General features: G+C 34.6%; 14 protein-coding genes. 11 read left to right on the top strand and 3 right to left on the bottom strand.

From position 1 onward, the window contains the following. Nucleotides 1-16: 16 nt before the first annotated feature. Nucleotides 17-1,270 (top strand): tetratricopeptide repeat protein, encoded by a 1,254-nt coding sequence (locus KBW87_RS04305; RefSeq protein WP_057811223.1) that lies wholly within the window; start codon nucleotides 17-19, stop codon nucleotides 1,268-1,270. Between the two features lie 67 nt (nucleotides 1,271-1,337). On the opposite strand, the gene KBW87_RS04300 is transcribed toward KBW87_RS04305, so the two are convergent. After that, nucleotides 1,338-2,225, bottom strand: a complete 888-nt coding sequence (locus KBW87_RS04300; protein ID WP_057811221.1) for a YitT family protein — start codon at nucleotides 2,223-2,225, stop codon at nucleotides 1,338-1,340. A gap of 85 nt (nucleotides 2,226-2,310) precedes the next feature. On the opposite strand from KBW87_RS04300, the gene KBW87_RS04295 reads away from it, so the two are divergent. Continuing rightward, nucleotides 2,311-3,507 carry a CCA tRNA nucleotidyltransferase gene (locus KBW87_RS04295; RefSeq protein WP_057811219.1) on the top strand — a complete coding sequence of 399 codons (1,197 nt, stop codon included), beginning with the start codon at nucleotides 2,311-2,313 and terminating at the stop codon, nucleotides 3,505-3,507. 56 nt (nucleotides 3,508-3,563) lie between these two features. Here KBW87_RS04295 and KBW87_RS04290 read toward each other — a convergent pair whose 3' ends face one another. Together KBW87_RS04290 and trhA are read right to left on the bottom strand one after the other, a co-directional pair. Further along, the gene (locus tag KBW87_RS04290) at nucleotides 3,564-4,883 is read right to left on the bottom strand and encodes an FAD-dependent oxidoreductase (RefSeq protein ID WP_057811217.1); all 1,320 of its coding nucleotides are present in this window, start codon (nucleotides 4,881-4,883) and stop codon (nucleotides 3,564-3,566) included. Nucleotides 4,884-4,999: 116 nt separating this feature from the next. Beyond that, on the bottom strand, nucleotides 5,000-5,665 hold the full coding sequence (gene trhA, locus KBW87_RS04285) for a PAQR family membrane homeostasis protein TrhA (protein WP_057811215.1): 666 nt from the start codon (nucleotides 5,663-5,665) through the stop codon (nucleotides 5,000-5,002). Between the two features lie 117 nt (nucleotides 5,666-5,782). Between trhA and KBW87_RS04280 the strand changes: the two genes are divergently transcribed. The 9 genes from KBW87_RS04280 to hslV all read left to right on the top strand — a co-directional run bounded on the left by KBW87_RS04280 (nucleotide 5,783) and on the right by hslV (nucleotide 15,248). After that, the gene (locus KBW87_RS04280; RefSeq protein ID WP_057811213.1) at nucleotides 5,783-6,637 is read left to right on the top strand and encodes a DegV family protein; all 855 of its coding nucleotides are present in this window, start codon (nucleotides 5,783-5,785) and stop codon (nucleotides 6,635-6,637) included. A 1-nt stretch (nucleotide 6,638) separates the two neighbouring features. After that, complete coding sequence (locus KBW87_RS04275; RefSeq protein ID WP_057811211.1) at nucleotides 6,639-6,866, top strand: YozE family protein; 228 nt, start codon at nucleotides 6,639-6,641, stop codon at nucleotides 6,864-6,866. 50 nt (nucleotides 6,867-6,916) lie between these two features. Beyond that, nucleotides 6,917-8,503 carry a cation:proton antiporter gene (locus tag KBW87_RS04270; protein WP_057811209.1) on the top strand — a complete coding sequence of 529 codons (1,587 nt, stop codon included), beginning with the start codon at nucleotides 6,917-6,919 and terminating at the stop codon, nucleotides 8,501-8,503. 38 nt (nucleotides 8,504-8,541) lie between these two features. Beyond that, nucleotides 8,542-9,381 (top strand): ribosome biogenesis GTPase YlqF, encoded by an 840-nt coding sequence (gene ylqF, locus KBW87_RS04265; RefSeq protein WP_057811207.1) that lies wholly within the window; start codon nucleotides 8,542-8,544, stop codon nucleotides 9,379-9,381. Beyond that, on the top strand, nucleotides 9,378-10,130 hold the full coding sequence (rnhB, locus tag KBW87_RS04260; RefSeq protein WP_057811205.1) for a ribonuclease HII: 753 nt from the start codon (nucleotides 9,378-9,380) through the stop codon (nucleotides 10,128-10,130). Before ylqF ends, rnhB begins: the two co-directional genes overlap by 4 nt. A 49-nt stretch (nucleotides 10,131-10,179) precedes the next feature. Next, a complete protein-coding gene (dprA, locus tag KBW87_RS04255) occupies nucleotides 10,180-11,031 on the top strand; it encodes a DNA-processing protein DprA (RefSeq protein WP_057811204.1) in 852 nt (283 codons plus the stop codon). A gap of 106 nt (nucleotides 11,032-11,137) precedes the next feature. Further along, nucleotides 11,138-13,243 (top strand): type I DNA topoisomerase, encoded by a 2,106-nt coding sequence (gene topA, locus KBW87_RS04250; protein WP_057811202.1) that lies wholly within the window; start codon nucleotides 11,138-11,140, stop codon nucleotides 13,241-13,243. 91 nt (nucleotides 13,244-13,334) lie between these two features. After that, nucleotides 13,335-14,654, top strand: coding sequence for a methylenetetrahydrofolate--tRNA-(uracil(54)-C(5))-methyltransferase (FADH(2)-oxidizing) TrmFO (gene trmFO, locus KBW87_RS04245; RefSeq protein ID WP_057811200.1), 1,320 nt, complete (start codon nucleotides 13,335-13,337; stop codon nucleotides 14,652-14,654). 69 nt (nucleotides 14,655-14,723) lie between these two features. After that, nucleotides 14,724-15,248: an HslVU peptidase proteolytic subunit gene (gene hslV / locus KBW87_RS04240; protein ID WP_057811198.1), complete on the top strand. Its 525-nt coding sequence runs from the start codon at nucleotides 14,724-14,726 to the stop codon at nucleotides 15,246-15,248. Nucleotides 15,249-15,257: the final 9 nt, after the last annotated feature.

Genomic DNA, 15,257 nt, shown 5'->3' with positions numbered 1-15,257 from the left:
GAATGGAGGCATTATTATGAGTTATTCAGAAAAATTATTAGATGCAATTGAAAATCAAGATTTTTCCCAAGATAAAATTTTATTAAAGCAAGCCTTAGATAATGATGAACCAGAAGTATTGGCTTCTTTGGCTGAAAATTTAACTAGCTATGGTTTTACTAATTTATCTAAAGAAGTTTATCGCTCTTTAATCGCTAAATTTCCAAAAGAAGATTTGTTTAAGGTGTACTTAGCGGAAATTCTTCTAAATGATGGAGACGATGATGATGGGTTAACCCTTTTGTATAATATTTTACCGGACTCTTCGGCTTATTTGGATAGTTTATTAGTTCAAGCTGATTATTATCAAACAAATGGTTTGCTTGAAACTGCAAGGGATAAATTGCTTCAGGCTTTAAAATTAGCTCCAGAAGAAGATGCGATTAAGTTTGGGTTAGCTGAATTGGACTATTTAGATGGTGAATATGAACAAGCTTTAAGTTTGTATAGAGATTTAGTTAAAAGACAGAAGAATTTTGGCGAAACTAATTTAATTCAGCGTGAGTTTCAGACAATGGCTAAATTAGGTCAATATGAAGAGGCTAGTGAAGTTATTAAGGAACATAGCGCTGATATCTTGGATATAGATAGTAAGTACCAAGCTGGATTAATTATGCTTTCTGTAGGGGATGATGACCAAGCAATTAAGTATTTAGATGATGTAATTGATCAAAGTCCGGATTATGTTAATGCATATCCATTGTTAGCACAGGCTTACTTACATAAACATGATAATGAACAAGTCTTGCGATCCGCACAAGCTGGACTCGCTTATAATGAACTAGATGAAACTTTATATTCCATGGGTGCAAAGGCTGCGGCTAATATGAATGAATTAGATACGGCAGAAGATTTACTTAAGAAAGGTCTAGAAATAGCACCAGACAACAGCGATCTTTTAATGCAATTATCTAATTTGTATATCCATGAAAATAAAGATCAAGAAAATATTAACCTGTTTAAAGATAAGAGCGATGAAGAATTAGAGCCTCAAGCTCATTGGAACATGGCAATTTCATATGAAAACTTGGATAAAAATGATAAAGCGCGAGCAGAATTCTTGTTAGCATATCCAGATTTTCAAAAGAATCCTGAATTCTTAAAACAAATGATAAGATTCTTTAATGTAGAACCAAATTCTACAGATATTGTAAAACAACTTTTGGACCGTTACTTAAAATTAGTTCCTGAAGATGCTGAAATGCAAGATTTATATAATGATTTGATATAATAAGCTGATTGTTACTAAATCTATAAAATCAAAAATAAAAAAGGCAAACAAACTGCCTAAACAACAACTATTTCTTAAAATCGAACTTCCAATGTTTCTTACTATAAGTAAAACCTTCACCCAACGCTTCATGTACATCAATTACATTTACAAAGGCATTTGGATCTTCTCGCTCTACTAGCTGTTTAACAGTAGGAACTTCATGAGGAGAAACAACAACATAAATAACTAAACGATCTTGATGTTTATATCCGCCCAAAGCTTTAAAATAAGTAAAACCTCGTTCTAGTTTTAAATCAATCATTTTACCGATTTCTTGATATTTATCTGAAATTATAATAATTCCTCTTGCAGTATAGGCTCCTTGTTGAACTGCATCCATAACTTTTGCCAGAATGTAAGAAGCCAAAAGGGTGTACATCATATGTTTAATATCAAGATAAGATAGAGAAATGAATAAAACAATGGCATCGCACAAAAGTAAAATTCTTCCAGAAGAAATGCCATACTTCATTTGACAAATTCGAGCAATGATGTCAGTCCCTCCAGAAGTCCCATTAAATCGAAAAACTAGCCCTAAACCAAATCCTGATAGCGTTCCTGCAAGGATTGCTGACAAGAAGAGGTCGTGTTCAAGGTTAAATTGCGATATAATGGGAATTAAACGCCAAAACCATAAAAAGAAGGATAAACAAAGAGTGCCCCAGATAGTATAGGCAAGAAGTCTTTTGCCCATAAAGCGATATCCCAGTAAAATAAGAGGGATATTTAAGACTAGGGTGGAAAGTCCCATATTAATTCCCCAAAAATGATGCAAGATTAAGGAAATACCACTTAATCCACCGTCAGCTAATTTATTGGGAACTGAGATCATATCTAGACTAAGTCCATAAATTGCACAGCCAATTGTGATCATTAGCAATTCCAAAATTGTTTTTGATTTGATTTTTTGCATAAAAATCCTCCTTTTGTTAAAGGTTCTATAAGATAAAACTAACATATTTTAGAAATTATTACACATGAATGGGTTGATTAATTAAATGAAAATAGACAGTTTACCAGCAATATTTATGGCAGCAATGCCTGTGTTAAAGAAATTGGAAAATGCTGGATTTGAGGCATATTTTGTTGGTGGCTCCGTAAGAGATTTATTATTAGGTAGACATATTCACGATATTGATATTGCTACAAGTGCTTATCCTGAAGAAGTTAAAGAAGAATTTGAAAAAACTATTGATACAGGAATAAAACATGGAACTGTAACTGTTTTGTACAATGGTGGCAGTTACGAAATTACTACTTTTAGAACAGAATCTGGATATCAAGATTTTCGTCGACCAGATCAAGTAACTTTTGTTCAAAATCTTGATGAAGATTTGAAAAGACGTGATTTTACCATTAATGCTTTAGCAATGAATACAAATGGAGAAATCATTGATTTATTTAATGGGTTGAAAGATCTCCATAATCGAGTAATTAGAGCAGTAGGAAATCCTGAAGAAAGATTCCATGAAGATGCGTTACGAATGATGCGCGCAGTTCGATTTATGAGCCAATTAGAATTTGAGCTTGAAGGTGAAACTCAAAAGGCGATTGAAGATAATCATGAATTGCTTAAGAAAATTTCAATTGAACGCGTTCGAGAAGAATTTGTAAAGATGGGAATTGGGCCTCATTCTAGACAAGCTTTTCAAATCTTTTTAGATACTCAATTAAGTGAAGATGTGCCAGATTTTGCTGGAAAGAAAGATCTCTTATCTATTTATCCCCAATTGCAATTTAGTCCTACTTTGGAGACTAGTTTATGGGCTGTGATTATTATTTTGCTGAAAATTCCAAATGATAATATTGGAAAATTTATGCGTGATTGGAAGAATTCGAATGCAATGGCAGATGCGGTAGAAAGAATTGTCGAATTATTTGATTTATTAGCAAGTCAAGCTCCTACTGATTATGACCTATTTAAAGCAGGAGAGGCCACTCTTTTGAATACTATTGATGTGGCACACATTTTAGGTCAGCCAATTTCAGCAGAAGCCTTAGTAGATCGTTATGATGCACTCCCAATCAAAAATTCATCCGATTTGATCGTAGATGGACGCTTTCTAATTAAAAACGGCATTGAGCCAGGCCCAAAGTTGGGAATTCTTTTAAACTCCATAAGAGAAAAAGTGGTTGAAGGTGAATTAGAGAACAGTAAAGCCGCAATTAAGCAGTTTATTGAAGAACAAAATTAAGTGTACATAAAAAGAGCATTGAAATTTCAATGCTCTTTTTGCATATTTTTGACCAATTATTTAAATAAATCATTGAAACTTTCACTCATAGTTGGGTGAGTATAAATTTGATCGCGTAATACAGATGCTGGAATATGTTGATGCATTGCTAGAGAAATCATATTAATTAGTTCGTATGATTCAGCTCCATATAAAGTTACTCCGAGGATTTGATCAGTTTTAGGATCAATTAAAGCTTTAAACAAGCCTCGTGGATCTTTCAAAACTTGGGCCTTTGGAATAGAAGCAACTGGCAATTTATTAAGCTGATAATCAATATTTTGCGCTTGTGCTTCTTTTTCGTTTAAACCGATACGTGATAGGGATGGTGAAATAAAAACGCTATAAGGGATGTTAATTCGATCATTAAGGGTTCTTTGTCCATCCCCATAAAGCTGATCCTTAATAATCCGAAAATCATCCAAAGAAATATAAGTAAATTGAGGTCCACCTTTAACGTCTCCAATGGCCCAAACATCATCAACGCTAGTCTCCAAATACTCGTTAACCTTAATTGCCCCGCGATCAGTTAAATTAATATCCGTATTTTCTAACCCCAATTCTTCAGTATTAGGTTTTCTACCAGTAGCAACCAGAATACGAGGAGCAGAGACTTGATAATTTTGATCATCTTTTTGATAAAAAACAGTATCGTTATTTACTTCAGAAATCTTAACACCTAATTCAAAACGAACACCGCTTTTTTCTAGATCCTTTTTTATTTCACTGGCAATATCATCATCTTCACGAGGTAAAAATTCATCGTGTAAATCAAGTACAGTGACTTTTGAGCCATATTCAGCAAACATTGAGGCAAATTCAAGTCCAATATAACCAGCCCCGATGATAACTAACTCTTTTGGTAATTCTTTTTGTTCCATCGCAGAAGTTGAATCAAGCACAGCCTTACTGTCGCTGAGCCCTTTAATTGGAAGCATGACAGGAGTAGACCCTGTATTAATAAAGATACGCTTTCCTTGATATTCAAGCGTCTCGCCATCAGTGGTAGTAACGGTGATTTGGTGGTTATTGATAAATTTAGCTTTACCATCAAGCACAGTAACAGTCTTTTCATCTGCAAGCATATGATAATTCTTGGTACGAAGCATAGAGGTCATGTCATTTTTTCCATTAACTGCTTTAACAAAGTCCATTCCGTTGCCAGCTTCAATAATAAGACGCTTAGATGGCAAGCAGGCAATATTAATACATGTTCCTCCATACATCTTATTAGATTTTTCAATAACTAAAACTTCTTCACCTTTTTGAGCCAAGAATTTAGCTAAAGTTTTTCCACCTTTGCCAAATCCAATAATGATATTTTCGACTGTTTTCATAATAATTTCTCCTTACAAAAAGTAATTGATTTACAAAAAATAATACTCCTAACGTTAAGAAAAATCATTAAATATGCTCAAAAAAACTCCAAAACCAGAAGATCTTGGAGTTTTTTCTAAACATATAGCAATACGGAAAAATACATTAAGATTGATCCCAGCATTACAAATAAATGCCAGATAACATGAATAAAGGGCACATTATGCATCGTGTAAAGGAGAGCCCCTACGGTATAGGCGACTCCGCCCCCAACTAAAAGCCAAAAGCCTACCGGACTTAAACGTACATAAAGATAACTCCCAGATAAAATTACTAACCATCCCATTGAAACATATAAAATTGTATCGAAGATCACATGTTTTCCGCGATTAAAAATATAGTAGATAATTCCAAAAATAGTTAAGGACCAAATTAGGCCAAATAAAGTCCATCCCCAAGCGCCCCCAATTGCAACTAAAGAATAGGGGGTATAGGATCCAGCAATTAATAAAAAAATTGAGGAATGGTCAAAAATTTGGAACACGTTTCTGGCTTTAGTAAAGATTAAACTATGAAATAGCGTTGAAAACAAATATAGAAGTACCAAACATGAACCATAAATAGTAAAAGTTACGACTCTCATCGGGCTTCCTGTATGGGCGGCTTTAACAATTAAAATTACTAAACCTGCCACAGCTAATCCAAAGCCGATTCCGTGGGTAATAGCACTAAATATATTATCCAAAATATCATAAGTTTTTGAACGCTTTTTTGGCTCTTGCCACAATTCTTTTAATTTCACTTGTAAAACATCCCAATCACTCTTTTTTATTGAACAATTTTTTTGATATACTAGCTTATATGTAATGCTCACATTTTATCATAAAAAAAGAGTATTTTAGAATTGAGGGCGAATACGTTGTCAAAAATAAAGATAATGACAGATTCTTCTGTTCAATTAACACCAGAAGAAATTAAAAAATATGACATAACTGTTGTACCACTATCAATTACTATTGATGGCAAGACTTACATTGATGGAGTAGATCTAACTAGAAGTAAGTTTGTGGAATTGATGAATGAGTCAGAAGCTTTGCCAAAAACGAGCCAGCCACCAATTGGCAGATTTGTAGAAACAATTAAAAATTTAACTGCAGATGGTAGCAAAGTTATTGGGATTTTTTTGGCAAAAGCTTTAAGTGGGACTGTGGATGCGGCACGTCAAGCCGCTGAAATTGCTGGAAAATCAGATGATGTTTATATTATCGATTCAGAGCTAACTGACCGTGCTGAAGGATTTCAAGTTTTAAAAGCAGCCCAGGATGCTCAGGCAGGTAAAAACGTTGATGAAATCATCGAAGATGTTAATAAAATTATCGAAACTCAAAAATTACGCATGATGGTTGTTAACTTAGATAATTTAATTAAAGGTGGACGTTTAGGTGCTCTTTCTGGTAAAATTGCAACTCTGCTTAATATTAGAATTGAGCTTCATATGCCAAAAGGTAATCTAGAAGTTGCCAAAAAGGGGCGCGGCAAGAAGTTTTCTAGGGCTTTTGATGAAAGAGTATTAGCAGATATTGAAGCCAATAAAGATAAAATAAAAGAAGTTGGTATTTCTTATGTTGATACACCTGAATCAATGAATGAATTAGCTGAAAAAATTAAGTCGATCAATCCTGAAATTAATGTTTTGGTAAGACAAACTAGTCCAATTATTGCAACTCATGCAGGTAATGGGGCTTACGCTATTCTTTACTATACGGAGCAGTAAAATGTATCGTGAAAGCTTTTATCGCTATTTGATGACTCAGAGAGATCCTAATTCTCAGGACGATATTGCACAATTTGCCAATAATGCTCAACATGATTTAACTTTTCCTAGGCAAGAGCAAGATTATGAAAAACTGTCTGAGTATTTAGAATTGAATGCAGGCTATTTAGCTAGCATGTCAACATTTGATAAAGCTTATCAAATGTACCAAGAAAAAATGTCATACTAAGACGGTCCGGTCTAAAGGACCGTCTTTATTTTTAGTGGGAAAGGTAATAAATGCAAATTGTAAATCTAACCATTGGCATGGTTTTATTAGCGGCATTAGCAATGTTGGTTCAAAATTATTTGTTTAAAAAAGTTTCAGTGAATTATATATCCTTTGCTTTGGGGATGCTGATCACATTGGTACCTACCTTTAATTTTAGCTTTAACCCTGAATTTTTTATGGGCATAATTATTGCACCCTTATTATTTTTTGAAGGCCAACAAAATCGAATTTATAGCATCGCACGGAGTTGGCACTCTATTATAAGTATTACAGTAATTATGATCATTATTGCAACTGCTGTTGGTACCTTAGGACTGAAATGGCTTTTTGGATTATCATTTCCGGTCAGTTTGATTTTAGCAGCTATTTCTACCCCTACAGATGCGACAGCAACTGAATCCGTGATTCATGGTTTAAAGATACCGGCAGGTGTAAGTAAATATTTGAAAAATGAATCCCTATTCAATGACGCTTCTGGAATCATTTTATTGAACATGGGTGTAAGCTGGTATACTTTTAAGCATTTGGAGGTATGGCATACATTTATTGACTTTTTATATTCTGCTGGTGGTGGTATTATATTAGGTCTAGTATTTTCATTTGTATTAATTCTACTTCGACAAAAAATTATGCGTTTAAGTGGTTATTTTTCAAATGAAAATTTTACTACAATGACTCCAATTGTAGTTATTTATATTTTGACGCCGATTCTACTTTATTATTTAGCTGAACATATTCATGTATCAGGTATAATTGCGGTTGTAGTAGCAGGCTTAGCTCATAATGCCGAATTTGAAAGAAGTAAGTTAACTGATGTATATAATATCTATAACGATTTTCAAATTTCTCATATTTTGAGTGAAATTCTAAATAGTGTTGTATTTATAGGCTTGGGGACAAACATTGTTTTAGCAACTCGAGGAAACTTGTTACCAAATCGAATTGATCTTGCAATTGAAGTAGGAGTGTTTTTATATGTTGTTAATATTTTAGTTCGATACATATATAGCTATCTTGTCTTAAAATTAGGTAATAAAGATGCCTGGATTTTTTCTTTGGGAGGAATTCATGGGGCAGTTACTTATGCGTTAGCTTATACTTTAGATAATACATTAGTGAGCGTTAATAATTTTCACTTAGTTTTATTTAGTGAGGCTACTTTAATTTTGTTAAGTATGATCGTGCCCACATTTTTATTTAGATTCATTTTACCAAAAGATAAGCCTGATATTGAGAAGAAGAAGGTAATTGATCAGGTTAAAGAAGAGATGGTAAATTATGCTCTGGCAGAGTTAGATAAAATTTATCTTCCTAAAAAATTTAGAAAGCAGCTGATTTTTGATTTACATGCTCAAATCAATGAAACATCTATTGAAGATTTTTTAAGAGAGCTAAAAAAGTCAATTAAACAACCTGAATTAACTCCTGAGGAGCATGAATTTCGTGATGAAATTTATCGTTATGCTTTTAGATTAGAAAGAAATTATTTGGGACAAATCGCCCAGAAAGAGCAGGAATATCGTTCAGGATTTTTGACTTTGTATCGAGAAATATTGTTGGCAGAAGTTTTGTATTTGCATTCCGAAGAAGAATAAGATATAAAATAAGTTTGAAATAAGAAAGGACGAGAAAAATGTCTACAATTCAATGGTATCCAGGGCATATGAATAAAGCCCGCAATCAACTAGAAGATAAGTTGGGTTTAATTGATGTAATCGTGGAAGTGCTTGATGCACGAATCCCTAAATCCTCACGTAATCCAATGATCGAAGATTTAGTGGGGAATAAGCCACACTTGATTATTTTGAACAAAGCAGATTTAGCAGATCCTGTAATGACTAAAATGTGGCAAAAAGAGCTTCAACAGCCAGGTAAATTTGTTATGGCAATGGATTCACTTCATAACACTAATATGCAAGCTTTAATTAAAATGATTAAAAAAGCTGCCAGCTCCAAAACTAAAAAACTTGAAGAAAAAGGTGCTGTCCATCCTACAATCAGAATTGCGTTAGCGGGCATCCCTAATTGCGGAAAATCTACCATTATTAACCGCTTAGTGGGACGTAATGTCGCAGAAGTTGGTAATCGCCCAGGCGTTACAAAAGGGCAAACTTGGTTGAAAACCCAATCTAATATTCAAATTCTTGATACACCGGGAATTTTATGGCCAAAGTTTGAAGATCAAGAAGTAGGTTATAAATTGGCAGCCTTTGGAGCAATTAAAGATAGTATTTTTCATGCAGATGATGTAGCATTATTCGTTTTGAAAAATTTGCGGCAATATTATCCAAATGATTTAGCAAAGTTTGCACATATTGATAAGGCTGAACTTGAAAACATTAACGATCCTGATTTGCTTTTAGCCATGACTCAGCAATATGGAATGAGAGATGATTATGATCGCTTTTCGTTGTATATGCTTCAAAGATTGCGTAAAGGCAAAATTGGAAGGATCACATTAGATAGACCATGACAATCAAAGAAATTAAAGAATTGCTCAACAATGGTGTGAGTGAAGAAGAATTCGCGGCTTTAAAAAACGATCCTAGAAGTGGAGTCCAAAAACTTTTAACAACTTATAAAAGAAAACAGGAACTTTTACTTAAGAAAAAAGAACAATTCTTAAGTCGTTTTCAATATGAAAGAAGATTCTGGAAAAATAGTCAACTAGTGGCAGGTGTTGATGAAGTAGGGCGCGGGCCTCTTGCTGGCCCAGTAGTTACTGCGGCTGTCATTATTGATGAAAATTTTGATTTGATCGATGTTAATGATTCTAAAAAGCTGTCCCCAAAAAGAAGGCTTGAACTTTATCCTAAAATTCTAGAAAAAGCTGTCAGTGTAGGAATTGGCATTAAAAATGCTCAAGTCATTGATGAAATTAATATTTATGAAGCCGATCGCTTGGCCATGGCAGAAGCTGTTAAAAATTTAGATCGAAAACCAGATGCTCTGCTCGTTGATGCAATGGATGTTCCCATAGCTATTCCTCAAATTAAGTTGATCAAAGGTGATGCAAAATCAAACTCCATTGCAGCTGCTTCGATTGTAGCTAAAGTATTTAGAGATAAATTGATGGACGATTATGATGCTCTATATCCTCAATACAAGTTTAGTAAAAATGCAGGATATGGGACTAAAGATCATCTGGATGCTCTTAATAAATTTGGTCCTACTCCGATTCATCGTAAAAGCTTTGAACCAATAAAAAGCATGCTCAACTAAATAAAAGTAAAACCTCTATTTTTGCGTACTTATAAATGGAGGTTTTTACATGAATAAAACAGACTTTTTATTACGATTAAAATTAGAACGCGGTATTGGATATGTAAAAATGTTGCAAATTGCTAGCCAGCTTGATTCTGAAAAGGTAGAAGCTGCTCAGCTAAAACAACTTGATTTACCAGAAAAGCTTATTGAAAGTAGCTTACAAGCTTTTTATAACGAAAAATATGAAAAAATCATTGATCGTATTAGAAAGCAATGTAGTGTAATAAGCTTTTTCGATGATCTTTATCCGAATAAATTACGGCAAATATATCAACCACCATTGATTCTTTTTGCACGGGGAAATACCAATTTATTAAAGAGGCCAATTGCAACTATTGTTGGAGCTAGACAAGCTACTAACTACAGTCAAGTTGTGATTGATGAATTAATGCCTAATTTAATTAAAAAGTATGTAATCGCTAGCGGGCTTGCCAGAGGTGTAGATGGAATGGCTCATGGATCTGCATTACACCATGGCGGAAAAACAGTGGCGGTGGTAGGAAATGGAATAAATCATTTTTATCCAGCTCAGAATCAGTTTCTCCAACAGGAAATTGTAGAAAAAGGGTTATTAATCAGCGAATACTTACCTGATACGCCACCTAAACCATTTCGTTTTCCTGAACGCAATCGAATTTTGGCTGGTCTATCAGATTTAGTAATTGTAACTGAAGCCCGAGAACAATCAGGCTCTTTAATCACTGCTAATATGGCATTACATGAAAATCGTGATGTTTATGCAGTCCCTGGACCAATTACATGTGATTTATCTAAAGGACCAAATCGTTTAATTGAAGTTGGGGCTATCCCAATAGTTGATTTTAAGCTTGAAGAGCCTTTTCAAAACATAGAATAAAATTTATTTTTTTGCTAGCGATTACAAAAATATTTGACAATTTAGAGATAGGTATTTTATTCTCAACATAGTATTATTTTAAAAAATTAATAAAAGGAGGCATTCAATGCCTACTACTAAAAAGAAAACAAAATCTAAAAAGAAGAAAAAAACACTTGTAATTGTAGAATCGCCAGCAAAGGCTAAAACTATTGAAAAGTATTTGGGAAGTAATTATCATGTAATTGCTTCAAAGGGCCATATTCGTGATCTCCCTAAATCACAAATGGGAATAGATTTTGATAATAATTATAAGCCAAAATATATTTCTATCCGTGGTAAAGGGGATACAATCAAGGAACTTAAGAGTGAAGCTAAGAAGGCTAAAGATGTTTATTTGGCCTCTGACCCGGATCGTGAAGGTGAAGCGATCGCTTGGCACGTTGCACATGCTCTAAACCTAGACGAAAATGCTAAAAATCGAGTAACCTTTAACGAAGTTACTAAAGATGCAGTGAAAGAAAGTTTTAAGCATCCCCGTACCATTGATATGGATACAGTTAATGCACAACAAGCACGTCGTGTATTAGATAGAATAGTAGGTTACTCGCTTTCTCCAATCTTATGGGCAAAAGTCAAAAAAGGACTTAGTGCGGGTCGTGTTCAATCAGTTGCTCTTAAATTAGTAATTGATCGTGAAAAAGAGATCAAAAACTTTAAACCCAAAGAATACTGGACGATTGATGCAGACTTTGAAAAAGACAAGAAGCTGTTTAAATCTAGTTTTTATGGCATAGATGGTAAAAAGAAAGAATTGCCAAACAATGAAGCAGTTCAAGAAGTTTTATCAAAAATCGATAAAAAGAAAGATTTTGAAGTTGAGAAAGTCGTTACAAGACAACGGCGTCGCCAGCCACCTGCACCATTTACTACTTCTACTATGCAACAAGAGGCTAATAAGCGACTGGGATACAGAACTAGAAGAACCATGAGTATTGCTCAGCAACTTTATGAAGGAATTAGTTTGGGAAAGCAAGGAACTGTAGGGTTAATTACCTATATGAGAACTGACTCTAAACGTACCTCTCCAGTTGCTCAAGCAGAAGCTTCTAAGTTCTTGCATGAAAACTATGGTGCAGAATATGCTGCTAAAAGCCAACGCCATTTTAAGAACCAAGAAGATGCTCAAGATGCCCATGAAGCTATTCGTCCAACTAGTGTCTATCGTACACCAGAATCTTTGAAGAAAGTTTTGACTACTGAGCAATATCGTTTGTATAAGCTGATCTGGTCAAGATTTTTAGCTAGTGAAATGACGGCAGCTGTGTATGATACTGTACGAGCAGATATTGTTCAAAATGGGGTAATCTTTAGAACAACTGGTTCTAAATTGAATTTTGCTGGTTTTACTAAAGTTTATGATAATCAACAAGAAAAGAACGTTGAATTACCTGATTTAAATGAAGGCGACAAAGTTAAGATGGAAAAATCCGATAATAAGCAACACTTTACTTTGCCACCGGCTCGCTATACTGAAGCTAGTCTTGTTAGAGCACTAGAAGAAAATGGAGTAGGGCGCCCATCAACCTATGCGCCAACTATTGATACTATTCAACGACGTTATTATGTTAAACTTGAAGGACGTTCAATTGTCCCAACCGAACTTGGAGAAATTGTCGATAGCTTAATTGAAGAATTTTTCCCAGATATTACTGATGTTGACTATACTGCCACTCTAGAAAATGAACTAGATGGAGTTGAAGACGGGAAAAAGGATTGGGTAAAAGTTATTGATGAATATTACCATCCCTTTAAAAAGGAATTAACTACAGCTGATAAAGAAATTGAAAAGATTCAAATTAAAGATGAACCAGCTGGATTCAATTGTGATATTTGTGGGGCACCAATGGTAATTAAGATGGGAAAGTATGGTAAGTTTTATGCTTGTTCTAGATTCCCGGATTGTCGCAACACTAAGCCGATCGTTAAGAAAATCGGTGTCACTTGTCCTAAATGTGGTAAGGGCGAAGTAGTGGAAAAGAAGTCTAAAAAGAATCGTAAATTCTATGGCTGTTCTCGGTATCCCGACTGTGATTTTGTTTCATGGGATCAACCAATCAGTCGAAATTGTCCAAATGACGGTCACTTTCTAGTTCAAAAGAAGACGAAAAAAGGATTAGTTGTTCTTTGTCCAAATGGTGACTATCGTGAGGATCCACAAGAAGAAAAATAAGATTAAATAAAAAAACGTATTTGATATCATCAAACTATCTGGTTTGATGATATTCTTATATATATAAATTTTTTAGTAAGGGATGAAATTAATGCCTAATGTAACTGTAATTGGTGGCGGCTTAGCCGGTAGTGAAGCCACTTGGCAATTAGCTAAAAGAGGAGTTCATGTTGATCTTTATGAAATGAGACCCAAGAAGTCAACTCCAGCCCATGAAACGGGAGAACTTGCAGAATTAGTATGTACCAATTCTATGCGCTCTAATCAATTATCTAACGCAGTGGGACTTTTAAAAGAAGAGATGCGTCACTTAGATTCATTGATTCTAAAAGCAGCCGATAAAACTCAAGTGCCAGCAGGTGGAGCTCTAGCAGTAGATAGAGATCGTTTTAGCAAATATATTACTGACACTATTCATAATCTTGATAATGTAACAATCCACGAAGAAGAAATCACTGAATTACCAACTGAAGGAATTACAGTAGTCGCAACAGGTCCTCTGACTAGTGATAAACTTGCTGAAGAAATTCGAAAGTTTTCTGGAACTGATAGTTTACATTTCTTTGATGCGGCTGCTCCCATTGTTGCTGCAGATTCCATTAATATGGATATTGTTTATAAGAAGTCTCGTTATGATCGCGGTGAAGCAGCATATTTAAATTGTCCGATGGATAAAGAACAATATATGGCATTTACTAAAGCCTTGATTAATGCAGAAACAGCTGAAATGCATGGCTTTGAAAAAGATGATGTCTTTGAGGGATGTATGCCAATCGAAGTTATGGCTGCTCGTGGGGCTAAAACTATGTTGTTTGGTCCTCTTAAGCCTGTAGGCTTGGAAGATCCTCATACTGGTAAGTTGCCATATGCAGTAATTCAGCTTCGTCAGGATAATGCTGCAGCTTCTATGTACAATATTGTTGGTTTCCAAACTCATTTGAAATATGGTGAACAAAAGAGAGTCTTTTCAATGATTCCGGGATTAGAAAATGCTCGTTTTGTACGTTATGGAAAAATGCACAGAAATACTTACATGGCATCCCCAGAGGTATTGAATGCTAGTTATGAAGCAAAGCAAAGACCCGGCCTTTTCTTTGCCGGTCAGATGACTGGGGTAGAAGGTTATGTTGAAAGTGCGGGAAGTGGTTTAGTTGCTGGAATTAATGCAGCTAGAGAAGCTCTAGGAGAAGAAGTGGCAATTTTCCCTAAAGATACTGCTCTGGGTTCAATGGCCAACTATGTAACCACAACTAATCCTAAACATTTTCAACCTATGAATGCCAGCTTTGCACTTTTACCTGGTTTGGAAGGTAAAAAGATCCGTAATAAAAAAGAACGTCACTTGAAGATTAGTGAACGTGGTTTAGAAAGCTTAGATAAATTTAAAGCAGAAGTTCTAGAAAATAACTAATTTAGACTAGACTTATATAAAATGTTTAATATAATAATGTGTTAAAAATATAAGAGAGGTAAAATATCAATGACAACAATTTGTTCAGTGAAATTCAATGGAAAAACTGCTATTGCAGGTGATGGTCAAGTAACTTTAGGTGAAAAAGTTATTGCTAAAGCTAGTGCTAAAAAGATCCGTCGAATTTATCATGATCGTGTGGTAATCGGATTTGCTGGTGGTGTAGCTGATGCAGTTAGTTTGCAAGAAATGCTTGAAGGAAAACTTGAAGCATATAGCGGTGATTTACGTAGAGCTGCTGTAGAAATGGCTCAAGCTTGGCGTAAGGACCCAACTCTTCAAAAGTTAAATGCAATGTTAATTGCTTTTGACGAAAAAGACTTACTTCTTATTTCAGGTAATGGAGAAGTACTTGAACCAGATGAAAATGTTGTTGCAATTGGTTCAGGTGGTAATTTTGCTCAAGCTGCAGCAATTGCAATGACTCGCCATGCTAGTGATATGTCTGCTAAAGATATTGCTCATGAAGCAGTTAAGATCGCATCCGGAATTGATGTATTTACTGATGATCAAATTAATACAGATGAACTTTAATCAAAGAAG

Origin of the sequence: Lactobacillus intestinalis (assembly GCF_024397795.1) — a bacterium.
In the GTDB taxonomy this organism is placed as follows: Bacteria; Bacillota; Bacilli; order Lactobacillales; family Lactobacillaceae; genus Lactobacillus; species Lactobacillus intestinalis.
Note: the sequence above shows the minus strand (reverse complement) of the source record. Positions and strands in the feature narration are given on the sequence as shown.

Coding starts and splice junctions, on each gene's coding strand:
- KBW87_RS04305 (WP_057811223.1), top strand. CDS start 17: ATGAGTTATTCAGAAAAATTATTAGATGCAATTGAAAATCAAGATTTT.
- KBW87_RS04300 (WP_057811221.1), bottom strand. CDS start 2,225: ATGCAAAAAATCAAATCAAAAACAATTTTGGAATTGCTAATGATCACA.
- KBW87_RS04295 (WP_057811219.1), top strand. CDS start 2,311: ATGAAAATAGACAGTTTACCAGCAATATTTATGGCAGCAATGCCTGTG.
- KBW87_RS04290 (WP_057811217.1), bottom strand. CDS start 4,883: ATGAAAACAGTCGAAAATATCATTATTGGATTTGGCAAAGGTGGAAAA.
- KBW87_RS04275 (WP_057811211.1), top strand. CDS start 6,639: ATGTATCGTGAAAGCTTTTATCGCTATTTGATGACTCAGAGAGATCCT.
- KBW87_RS04270 (WP_057811209.1), top strand. CDS start 6,917: ATGCAAATTGTAAATCTAACCATTGGCATGGTTTTATTAGCGGCATTA.
- ylqF (WP_057811207.1), top strand. CDS start 8,542: ATGTCTACAATTCAATGGTATCCAGGGCATATGAATAAAGCCCGCAAT.
- rnhB (WP_057811205.1), top strand. CDS start 9,378: ATGACAATCAAAGAAATTAAAGAATTGCTCAACAATGGTGTGAGTGAA.
- dprA (WP_057811204.1), top strand. CDS start 10,180: ATGAATAAAACAGACTTTTTATTACGATTAAAATTAGAACGCGGTATT.
- topA (WP_057811202.1), top strand. CDS start 11,138: ATGCCTACTACTAAAAAGAAAACAAAATCTAAAAAGAAGAAAAAAACA.
- trmFO (WP_057811200.1), top strand. CDS start 13,335: ATGCCTAATGTAACTGTAATTGGTGGCGGCTTAGCCGGTAGTGAAGCC.
- hslV (WP_057811198.1), top strand. CDS start 14,724: ATGACAACAATTTGTTCAGTGAAATTCAATGGAAAAACTGCTATTGCA.